Below are 11,773 nucleotides of genomic sequence, written 5' to 3'. Positions count from 1 at the left end.
CAAATATATAAATAATAAAATAGTAGAAACCTTATGATTACTAGAGTTGATGTTTTAAATTATTTAATAAAAGTTTATGATGTTAAAAACTATTTGGAAATCGGTGTAAACAGAGGAAAATGTTTTTTTAATATCAAAGGAGCAAAACAAAGAATTGCAGTGGATCCTTATTTTAATTTTAGCTTTATCAAAAAAATTAGATATTTAGTTAAAAATCCCCATAATTTTAAAAACAAATATTTTGAGATGACCAGCGATCGTTTCTTTGACATGCATCATAAATTTCTTAAAAATAATCCGATAAATCTAACCTTTATCGATGGGTTACACACTTTCAGTCAATCTCTCAAAGATACGCTAAATTCGCTTAAGTATTTGTCTGATCAAGGAATTATAATCTTACATGATTGTAATCCTCAGGATAAAATTGCAGCCTTTCCTGCGAGTAATATTGAAGATGCAAGAATTAAATTTTCATCTCATAAAAGTTGGAAAAATATTTGGAACGGCGATGTATGGAAAACGATCGTTTTTCTTAGAAAAAATCATCCTGAATTAACAGTAAGTGTTTTAGATACCGATCATGGATTAGGAGTAGTCAAAAAAATTCCGACCCAAGAAGTTTTACCTCCTGTTTTTGATTCAATATCAAATGAAGATATTCCACAATTGGAATACTCTTTTTTGGCTTCACATAGAAAAGAACTTTTAAATCTAGTACCCATTGAAATTTTTTTAGGAAAAGAATAATAATTTTTCATATAAAATAGTATAAAAGGAAAGTTGAAAAGTTTACCTTTTAAACTTTTTAATCATTTCATTCCATCGAAATTTGCGAATGAAATTCATTTCTTCTTGAGTGATCACTCGTTCTTTTTTTTCTTTTTCTAAAGAAATAAAAGTTTTAAATGAAATTATAAAATGTCGTAAAGATTTTTCTTTCCATGAAGATTTTGCACAGGATATAAAGGCTAATTTTTTGGATAGTCCGATATTGTAAAAATATTCTCCCAATTTTCGGGATTTAGTTTCTTGATAAACGTATGCAGTTGGTTTTAGATGTTTTACGAAAAGATTCTTTAAGACTTTAACTTCCCAATGATGCATACGGGCAAGTAATATATCGAGATTATCCCAACCCAATGTCATACGAAGGCCACCAATATCAATAAAACATTCTTTTCTATAAGTTTTTATGGGGCCGCGTACATGATTTTTATTTGAAATGTTTTCATAAACCCACTGATTCCCTTTTTTTATGTAAACCAATCCACCGATTATGCCAATTTTTGGATTGTTATGTAACTTATTTATGATTAGTTCAAAATAATTATCAGGGAGAATTATATCGGCGTCCAGTTTAACTAAAACATCATACTGTTTCCAATTAACTGAATTTAATCCGGCATAAAACGTTTTAACCACTTTTGCACCCGGTATATGTTCGGAGCTATTAATTAAATTAATAAGGCGAAAAGTAGGTTTATCTTTAATAAATTCTTCAATAATTTCTTTTGAATTATCCGTTGAAGAATCATTGACTAAAATCCAATCAATATTTTTATAGGATTGTTCATAGAAAGATTGTAAACATTTCAATATATGTTTAGACTCATTAAATACCGGTATTACAACTAAAATTTTCAAATAGTATGTTCTTTCAATATGATTTTAATTTACTATAACATTTTCATTCTAACTTATCAAAACATATTTTTCAAGCTTATCGGCAATAGCTCGATCATTAGACAAACGAGGAAGTTTATTTTGACCTCCTAACTTACCGATTTCTTTCATATACTCATTAAATCCTCCTTTTTTGATAGTTGAAATTTTTAAAGGTCTTAAGATAGCACCCGTAATAAGATCATTATAGTAGGAATTTCTTTTTCTAAGAGCCTGATCTAAATTTGATTCAAATTCATCAATGTTGATGGGCGGTTTTTCAAATTCTATGAACCATTCATGATAGGGCAGTCCTTCTGCTGGATTTACCTGAGGTGCAAGAGTAAATTCTTGAACAATACATCCCGTTACTTCCATAGTTTCTTTAATTGCTTCTTCTACTTCGAAAGAAATGACATGTTCACCAAATGCAGAAGTAAAATGTTTAGTTCTTCCGGTGACAAGAATTTTATACGGATCTTTACTGATAAATCGGACTAAATCACCTATTTCATAAGCCCACAATCCGGCATTCGTTGTCAATAATATAGCATAATCTGTATTCAATTCCACTTGTTCCAGAGTAAGACGTCTCGGCTTACTTTTACCAATATCTTCTGAAGGAATAAATTCATAAAAAATACCATGATTCAACATAAGCAATAATCCTTCATGGTCTACATCATCCTGAAAGGCTATAAATCCTTCCGAAGCCGGATAGGTTTGGATAATATCCAACTTTTTACCAATTAATTCATTTATTTTATCTTCATACGGCTTATAATTTACACCCCCCGTTACTAAAAGCTGTAAATTGGGAAAAATTTTACTTATAGATTTACCCGATTTTGCAATCAATCTTTCAAAATACATAACCAGCCATGGAGGAATGCCGCTGATTAAAGTCATATTCTTATCAACAGTTTCCTCTACAATTTTATCAACTTTAGTTTCCCAATCTTCAATGCAATTGGTTTTCCATGAAGGCATACGATTATATTGAAGATATTTCGGAACAAAATGGGCGGAAATTCCTGACAGCCTTCCCGTCATGATCCCATTATTATTTTCCAAAACAGGACTTCCTTGTAAAAAAATCATTTTACCATTGATAAAATTGGGATTTTTTCTTTTATATATATAGTGAAGTAAAGCACTTTTAGCTCCTTCTATATGAAAGGGCATGGATTCTTTAGTAATAGGAATGTATTTAGTGCCTGAGGTGGTACCTGAGGTTTTTGCAAAATAAAGGGGCTTATTAGGCCATAAAATATTATCTTGTCCCGATTTAATTTTTTCTATATAAGGTTTTAACGTTTCATAATTCTGAACAGGAACATTTTTTTGAAAATCTGAAATAGAACTTATTTTAGAAAAAGAGTAATCAACGCCAAAATTTGTATTTTGAGATTCTTTAATGAGTTTTTCAAACCAATAGTTTTGTGTTTCCACCGGATTGTCAATCCATTTTTGCTCTTTTTTATGGTGAAGGGATGCCCACCCTTGTGCCAGTTTCTTTTTTAAAAAACCCATGGTAACTAGTATGAATTTATCACGTAACAAATATCGTAATTTAATTTTAGTATGTTAAAATCTAAAGAATAATAAAACTTATAATTTTTTATAAATAACTTTCTAACAATTAATATAAAAAGAGAATAAAATATAAAATGAAAACTTTTAAAAATAATATTATTAGTATATTCGCAAACAAGAATTAAGGTAAAATGAAGTTAAATTACAATAAATTAAATAACCTTACCGGATGGGTTGTTTTTATTATAGCAGCAATAACTTATTTATTAACTATTGAACCCAATTTCAGTTTTTGGGATTGTGGTGAATATATATCTTCAGCGGTTAAGCTGGAAGTTACTCATTCACCGGGAGCCGTATTTTTTCAAATATTGGGTGCCGTTTGGGCGATCTTAGCCTTTGGCGATCCCACCAAATATTCTATTGTTATAAATGCTATGTCTGCTATTATGAGTGCATTTGCCATATTATTTTTATTCTGGACAATTACTCATATGGTACGTAAAACTCTGTTTTTACATACCGAACCCAAAGAATTTACTTCCTATCAGATCGCTACCATCTTATTAAGCGGGGCAGTAGGGGCGTTAACTTTTACTTTTACCGATACTTTTTGGTTTTCAGCAGTTGAAGGAGAAGTTTATGCGGCGGCTTCTTGTTTTACCGCTTTGCTGTTGTGGCTTATGTGCAAATGGGAAAATGATTTATCTGATTCCAGATCTAACAAGTGGCTTATTTTAATTTCCCTGCTTATCGGTCTGTCTGTTGGAATCCATTTAATGGTCATACTAGTGGTTCCTACGTTAGGATATATTTATTATGCTAAAAAATATACCTTTACTTGGAAAAGTTTTATATGGGCCAATATTGCTATTGGCGGTGTATTTTTAGCCGTTTTCAAAATTATATTTCCTTTTACGATGTCTTTCTTCGGAAAATGTGAAATATTTTTTGTAAATAATCTTCAAATGCCATTTAATACAGGTTCAATAGTGGCATTCATACTTTTAATTGTTGCTTTTTATTTTGCCTTACGATATACATCCAATCATGGATATAAAACAGGAAATACCATTATTTTATCGATTTTGTTTATGCTTATCGGTTTTTCAAGTTGGGTGGTACTTCCCATACGTGCTAAAGCAAATCCTCCTATAAATTTAAATGATCCCGACAATGCAATAGGTATGTTGGATTATTACAACAGGGCTCAATATGGTGATTGGCCGGTGTTTTACGGAGCTAATTATACAGCATATTTAGATCCTAACGGAATAATTGGAACCGAGGATAATGGCCCTATTTATGAAAAGGATGAAAAATCAGGCAGGTATATTGAAACAGGCAGAAGAATTAATTATAAGTTTAATCCGGAGCAAGTCAGTATATTTCCCCGAATGTATAATCCGGATCCTAGTGTTATTGAAAATTACGGATTAATGGAAGGATACCCCGATTTTACTTTAAATTCGAAATATATTGGTAATCCTGAAGCACAAAAGGTTTTTGATGAGTTAGTGAGGAAAAAGAAAACGGGAGAAATATCTGTTCGTGATTATCAAATGGCTAAACAAAATGAACTAATTAATGTTAAAAAACCAACTTTAGGCCAAAACTTGGATTTTATGATGACCTATCAAATGGGATATATGTTTATACGATATTTTCTATGGAATTTTGCCGGTCGTCAAAATGATTTACAAGGTAATTATGAATCCACCAAAGGAAATTGGATCAGCGGTATTAAATTTTTAGATAATTTACGTTTGGGAGACCAAGACAAATTACCACAAGCATATGTAAATAAAGCTACTAATAAATATTATTTTTTACCATTATTGTTAGGTTTAGTAGGATTCTTTTTTCAACTAAACAGAGATCCGGGTAGAAACTTTTCTTTAATAGCTTTATTTTTATTAGCCAGCGTGGGTATTATCTTATACACCAGCATAAAAGCATTTGAACCCAGGGAACGTGATTATGCGTTAGTAACTTCCTTTTACACTTTTTCTATTTGGATAGGGATGGGAGTGACAGCAATTATGTTTTTATTAAATAAACTTAAACAAAGGCAAATAGGTCTTATTATTGGTTTTCTTGCTTTAGGAGTTCCTGTTTTGGTTGGATTCCAAAATTGGGACGATCATGATAGAAGTAGGAGATATACAGCTTATGATTTTTCAAAAAGCTATTTACAAAGTTTAGATGCAAATCATCCTATACTTTTTGTATATGGAGATAACGATACATATCCGTTATGGGCATTACAAGAAACTGAAGAATTTAGATCAGATGCCAAAGTGGTTAATTTTACTTTGTTGGGTACGGCATGGTATATTGATCAGGTTCAGAGAAGAACTTATAAAGCACCCGGTATTCCTTCTTCTTTATCTCATGAAGAATTCAGAGATGGCGTTAATGATCAGGTTATTTTATTAAATAGAGATTTTTGGAAGCAAATTTTTGATAATCTTCCGGCAGACAGTATACCTGCGGATATTCTTCCATTTAAGAAATATGCAATATCTGATACTATATCTGCTAAAGAAGCCATTAATTTTCTTAGAAACAAAAAGGAACAATCTGCTATTAAAGATTTATATACATATGTAACTGAAAGGGATTATAGAGGAACAGATGTTGGATTTATTCCTGTTAACAAAATATCTTTGCCTGTAAACAAGGAAAATGCGTTAAAATATGGAATAGTTAAACCCGAAGATTCTAAATTGATGGTAAATAAGGTAGTATTAACAATAAATAAACAAGCTTTGTATAAAGACGGTTTAGCTATGTTGGATTTACTTGCCAATTACAATTGGGATCGTTCCATTTATTTTAGTTCAGGAGGAACCTATTCTCAATCAAATATCATGTTTGCACAAAATTACTTGGAATATCAAGGTTTAATTTCAAAATTAGTACCTATATATACTCCCGAAACCAACAACGGGGAACAAGGAAGAATAAATCCTAATACGATTTATAACTTAGTTATGAATTATAAATTTGGAAATTTAAAAGATCCGAAAGCTTATTTTGATGAAACTTGTAGAAGTAATATTTTAAATTATAGAATGTCTTGTGGAAGAGCTGCTATCGCTTTAGCAAAAAGTCGAGACAAAAAAAGGGCCAATGATATTTTAGAGTTAATCAATAAAGAGATTCCAATATCTATGTATCCGGCTACGCCTTCTTATAATTCAATTATATCCGGATATTTTCTTATAGGAAAAGAAAAAGAAGGATTAAAATTAGCAGAAGCATATAAAGATCAAATTTTTAAGGAATTAAATTATTATTTATCATTACCACTACACGATCAAACGTTTGCTACCGATGATATGAGTAAACTATCCAGTTATTATACACTTATTGTTGATAATATTGTAAATACTTATCTGGAATTAAATCAAAGAGATAAAGCTATAGCATATATCACAGAATCAATGAAACCTTTAGATAAAAGATTAAAAACTTTTGAAATGCTAGGTAAAAATAATGCGAAAGATCAAAAAGCATCTCTTCAGAATTTGATGTATTCCTACGGACAGATGCTTCAAGTTTTGCATCCTATTGATTCTGTATATGAAAAGGAAAAAGCAGAAGAAATTTCAAATATTATTATGAAGTTAGACTAAATTATTAGTATACTTGCAGAAAATATTTTCGGCTACGTAGTTCAACTGGATAGAATATCAGATTTCGGCTCTGAGGGTTGGGGGTTCGAATCCCTCCGTGGTCACAAAACAAGAAAAAAAGAACACTAAAATTCAAGTAACCTACTGAAATAATAGGGTATATAAGTTAAAATTCGTTTAGTTATAATTTGGCTTTTTTTTAAATTTTTAGAACAAAATATAGAACAAGAATTTTTTTTGTTCTAAAATAAAAAAAAGTTTGTGCTATTTTATCTGTCACTAACTGTAACACTATCTAAATTAATAAGTTAGATAGTATGGAAGAACTTAGAAATAAACATTTTCAAACGTGTACAGGTATATACACAGCTATGAAAGCCAGATTTTACAGAAGAAAGAATAAAAATAAAAACGGAGAATACCTTATGTATCTTCATGTATGTGGTAATGGAAAGCAACTAAAGTTATCTTTAGGCTTTACAGTAAAAGATAATGAGTTTGATTCATCAACTCAAAAAATTATCGGCAAAGAATCAAGACATAAAGAATTACAGCTTTTACTAGATAATGTCCGGTCTAAAGTAACCGCCGTAAAAACTTTTTATTGGCTTTCCAACAAAATATTAACCCCCGAAAAATTAATAGAAGAATTAAAAAATAACATACCCAGAGGAGAATTTACTTCCTTTTTTGAGTATGAATTAAGCCAAGAGAAAACCATTTTAAAAGATGGCACGTATCGTAGACATCAAAGCGTTCTCATGAATTTAAGAAAATTTAAAAAGGAAATTTATTTTTCAGAAATAGACGAAACCTTTTTAGATAATTATAAAAGCTATTTTTTAAAAACAAGAAATTACAATACTTATTACTCCAACCTAAAAGTAATAAAGAAATATTTAAGGAAAGCATCCAAAAAAGGAATTCCTTTAAAGATAGACATAGATACCATTAAAATAAAAAATATAAGATCCAATCGGGTAGCATTAACCCCGGAAGAAGTAAAGAAATTGTACAATTTTTATGTATCGGAATTTATATTACCGGGAGAAAAAATACCGATCGGAATTTTTCTGTTTTCATGCTATACCGGATTGAGGATATCCGACCTTAAAAAATTAACAAGAGAACAAATATTTACCGGTATATTGGAGTTTATACCGGTAAAAACAGAACTTTCAAAACCGTATATGCATCGCGTACGAGTCAATAACAAAGCCTTATCGATTGTTGAACAAGTCCCCGATTTATTTACCAGATGGATAGCAGAACAAAATATAAATGAGGTTATAAAAAGAGTGACCCAAAAATTAAATATAAAAAAAGAAGTTTCATTACACGTTGGAAGACATACTTTTGCCACCAATTATTTACGCGCCGGAGGCAAAGTTGAGCAGTTACAAAAACTGCTCAATCATACCTCAATAAAAGAAACCATGATTTATGTACATATGGTAGAAGCCGAGGAGGACGAATCTATTTTTTTATTGGACAATTTATTCTGAATAGGTCTCAACTTCAATTTTAACTACCTGATCGGATAAATCCGTACGGGTTATTTTTTTAGGAATATGTACTTTATGGTATGCATATAATTTCTTTTTAACGGTAATATCTTTTATTTTTTCTTTAAGTGCCGTAAAATTCCAGGTAAAAGAAATGGCATTGATTCTAAACTTTAACCATTTTTGCCAATATTTTGAATATAATTTAAATATGGTCCCCTTAAAAATTAACTTTTTTTATATTTGTGACAGAATATAGAACAAAAATTTTTTTGTTTAAATAAGAAAAAGAAAAATGTCAGATACTTACGAAAAAATATTAAATGCAATCCCTGAAGAAGATTTGAAAAAAATATTGAAAAAAATGGGGTATGTTAAAGTAAAAGAAAAGGAAGAAAAAAAATTAAAACCTAAGCCTATGACGGAAAAACAAAAGATAATGGAAGAGTATAGGCAACTACTTTTAACGAAATATTTTAAATCTAGAAATCCTAAGCAGTATGAATAAATTAAATTTTTATAAAATACTCATTTATTAAAAAAAAGAAGGTACTAAGAAAATTTAACTAGTTAATACAATTTTAAATCTTATGCTTTTTTTATTTTTATTACTTCCGTATTATTTACTATTTTTTCTTGAAAACTTTCCTTATTGTTATTATCCGGACTATTGTCCTTAATTTCAATCATAATCAAGTATTATTTTAATTCTCTATCCTACATAAATAAGATTAGATAGGTAAATTTTTTTTTAAATCTAATTCACAAAAATTAGAATAAAGCATATTTTAAATGACGACTTGATACTAATAATATTTGAATCAGTTTTTCAATCTTGATTATTTTAGTTTAAAATACATATAGTTTATTTCAGGATAACCTCTTCCTCTATAAGGCTAATTTTCACTGATAATAAAAGCAATCTATCTTTATTTACGAATATATTTACCTAAAATGAATTTTCGTATTTAAAGTTTGATTTAAAACTTTTTTAATTCTAAATCGATCATTTTCAATAACAAAGTTTAAAATATAGATTTAAATAAAGATTTGTTAAGTATTTAATATTTTTTGTTTTTGAGAAAGATATTCTGTTTCTGTCAGAATTCCCTTTTCTTTTAATTCATGTAATTTCAATAATTGATTTGAAATTTTAAAAGAAATATCTTCAGATAAATTTTTTGGAGTATGTTTAATGATCATATTTATGGTATCTTTTATTTCATTTGCATCTCGAACTCCTATTTGATATACTTTTCTAATAAATAATTTACTTATATCAACTCTATGTCTTTTAAAAAAAAGCATTGTACCAGGGTCAAAACAATCAATTAGTACCGCTGAATTATTTATATCTTTAATAAATATTTTAACACATACTTTTGTAACATATTTTTGTTTATGATGAGACTTGGTTGAACCTCCTACAACTGTTCCAAACAAACCAAAAAAAATACGGCTAAAAAAACCTCCTGCTACAAATTTCCTATTTGATAAATTAAAATATGTTATATCTTCAATGAATTTAACACCTAAAATATCTTTAAAATCAATATATATAGGTTCAGATTTACCTTTTAAAATAGCTATCTGTTTTCTTTTATCATCTACATTAAATGTGTAAAATTTACTATAACCAATAATCGTTTTTGAAGGAGTAAAATTATTATTAGATTTTAAAGGATTATCTTCGTCAATACGGCATTGAGATATTTCATAATATCTCCATATAATATACAAAATTGCTAATGTTATAATAATGATAATAAAAACTTTCATTTTAATTAAATTAATATATTATTGTTATTTTTTTATTTCTAACTAATTAAGATTTAATATGTTCATTCAAACATTTATGAAAGACCATAATCCCTAATCTAAATTTTTTAGTAATTTTTAATCAAAAGATATAAGGTTATTCATAAATTTTAAATAAAATTTCAATTATATTATATTTTTTTAAGAACCAATTTTTTGAAGAGCAATTCTTCCATTTAATAAATAATAAAGCTTTACAATTTTTTTATAATAAGATATTTATAATATAATTTGAATTAAAGAATTTATATATTACAACTTAAAAAATACATCTCTTTTTAATATATAAATTCTTATTTTTTTTCAAATATATAAATTATTTTATTTATTTAGCTTAATAAAAGAAAAAAAATATTTTTTTTTAATATAAATATTTTATGATATCTTAAACATTGCTTTATACATAAAAGATAAATCATATTTTAATTATTTTAAATATTTAATTTAACTTATAAATATTTTTAAAACGTTTTATCAAAATATATTGATTAAATTAAAATAATTGGTTATGTAATCATATTTAAAAAAGAAGGAAGAAAAACTTTGTCTGAACTTAAAAGTAATTTTAGATTTTAATATTCTAACAAATTAAATACAATAAATATAGAATTAAGATAGCTAAGTTGGGTACATAACATTTTGACTAAAACATGGAATTATATTTGTATAAATATCACTTATTAAATAAAAAAATCCTGAGTTTTTATCTCAGGATTTCTTAAAGACTAATCAGATGGTTCTGCAAGTGATATATTTTAGATTAACATTCAAATTATATTTTTAAAACTCTTACTATTGAAAAATAACTTGTAAATGATATTTTTTGAAATTATAAAAAAATAAAAAGGTTAGATTACGGAATTCCGTAAAATAAAAAATAATATTATAGTAAATTAGATTTTTCTTACTATGGAAGTGACATTATTATATGTTATTTATTTTTTAAAAACATATTTTTTACTATAAGTCATTTATATTATTAGATAGGATAATTTAATATTATATTACATAGTTAATTTTAAATATTGATAAAATTTTTTTATTAATAAAGTAAGCTTAAAAAGCTGTTAACTAATATTTTTAAAAAATCTTCTCTGGGTAGTAGAGGATCAATTTTGTTAAATATACCTTCACTATTTTAAATTAATACTTAGCATTCTTCACTGCATTTTATTATAAAAAAACTAAATTTTATTTTTAATAATTTTTGCATATTAAATAATTAAAATAACAATATGTATTATATAAAAAATAATAAATATTTTATGATTAATTCATACTAAAATTTTATAAGATTTAAATATGATAAATATTATATTTATATAAATAAAATAATTTTATATATTTGTAGTATTAAAATAACAGATAGTTAATTTATTTTAATTTTTATATAACTGAATTTAGTATAAACCTTAAACACTAAACTTTATGAAGCATATTAGACCCTCTATTTCATTACTCACCTTAATTTATTTTATAGCAATGATTTTTGCTGTATATGTTAGTATACGTATTTTAATTAGATAATAAAATAATTATAGATTAATTTTATTTTTTGAGTTTTGTATTATAGCCTCCTATTATAGGAGGCTCTTTTAATTTGTTAAA

General features: G+C 27.1%; 7 protein-coding genes and 1 tRNA gene. 5 read left to right on the top strand and 3 right to left on the bottom strand.

What is annotated here, in order from left to right; genetic code table 11:
* The first annotated feature begins 33 nt into the window (after positions 1–33).
* The gene (locus tag J3U20_RS01835) at positions 34–750 is read left to right on the top strand and encodes a class I SAM-dependent methyltransferase (protein ID WP_160542153.1); all 717 of its coding nucleotides are present in this window, start codon (positions 34–36) and stop codon (positions 748–750) included.
* Between the two features lie 42 nt (positions 751–792).
* Here the strand turns inward: J3U20_RS01835 and J3U20_RS01830 are convergent, their stop codons facing one another.
* Both J3U20_RS01830 and J3U20_RS01825 read right to left on the bottom strand, forming a co-directional pair.
* The gene (locus tag J3U20_RS01830) at positions 793–1,647 is read right to left on the bottom strand and encodes a glycosyltransferase family 2 protein (RefSeq protein ID WP_160542152.1); all 855 of its coding nucleotides are present in this window, start codon (positions 1,645–1,647) and stop codon (positions 793–795) included.
* 48 nt (positions 1,648–1,695) lie between these two features.
* Positions 1,696–3,198 carry a GH3 auxin-responsive promoter family protein gene (locus J3U20_RS01825; protein ID WP_160542151.1) on the bottom strand — a complete coding sequence of 501 codons (1,503 nt, stop codon included), beginning with the start codon at positions 3,196–3,198 and terminating at the stop codon, positions 1,696–1,698.
* A 194-nt stretch (positions 3,199–3,392) separates the two neighbouring features.
* Here J3U20_RS01825 and J3U20_RS01820 point away from each other — a divergent pair, with 194 nt between their 5' ends.
* The 4 genes from J3U20_RS01820 to J3U20_RS01805 all read left to right on the top strand — a co-directional run bounded on the left by J3U20_RS01820 (position 3,393) and on the right by J3U20_RS01805 (position 8,855).
* Positions 3,393–6,842: a DUF2723 domain-containing protein gene (locus tag J3U20_RS01820; protein ID WP_160542150.1), complete on the top strand. Its 3,450-nt coding sequence runs from the start codon at positions 3,393–3,395 to the stop codon at positions 6,840–6,842.
* 30 nt (positions 6,843–6,872) lie between these two features.
* Positions 6,873–6,946: transfer RNA gene (locus J3U20_RS01815), tRNA-Arg, on the top strand.
* Between the two features lie 213 nt (positions 6,947–7,159).
* Complete coding sequence (locus J3U20_RS01810; RefSeq protein WP_160542149.1) at positions 7,160–8,347, top strand: site-specific integrase; 1,188 nt, start codon at positions 7,160–7,162, stop codon at positions 8,345–8,347.
* 295 nt (positions 8,348–8,642) lie between these two features.
* Positions 8,643–8,855 carry a hypothetical protein gene (locus J3U20_RS01805; RefSeq protein ID WP_160542148.1) on the top strand — a complete coding sequence of 71 codons (213 nt, stop codon included), beginning with the start codon at positions 8,643–8,645 and terminating at the stop codon, positions 8,853–8,855.
* A gap of 545 nt (positions 8,856–9,400) precedes the next feature.
* Here J3U20_RS01805 and J3U20_RS01800 read toward each other — a convergent pair.
* Entirely contained in the window at positions 9,401–10,126 is a 726-nt protein-coding gene (locus J3U20_RS01800) for an SHOCT domain-containing protein (protein WP_160542147.1), read from the bottom strand.
* Positions 10,127–11,773 lie beyond the last annotated feature (1,647 nt).

It is taken from the genome of Apibacter sp. B3919 (genome assembly GCF_026537405.1).
Lineage (GTDB): Bacteria > Bacteroidota > Bacteroidia > Flavobacteriales > Weeksellaceae > Apibacter.
The sequence above is the reverse complement of the archived record's forward strand: the minus strand, read 5'-3'. Positions and strand labels throughout refer to the sequence as shown.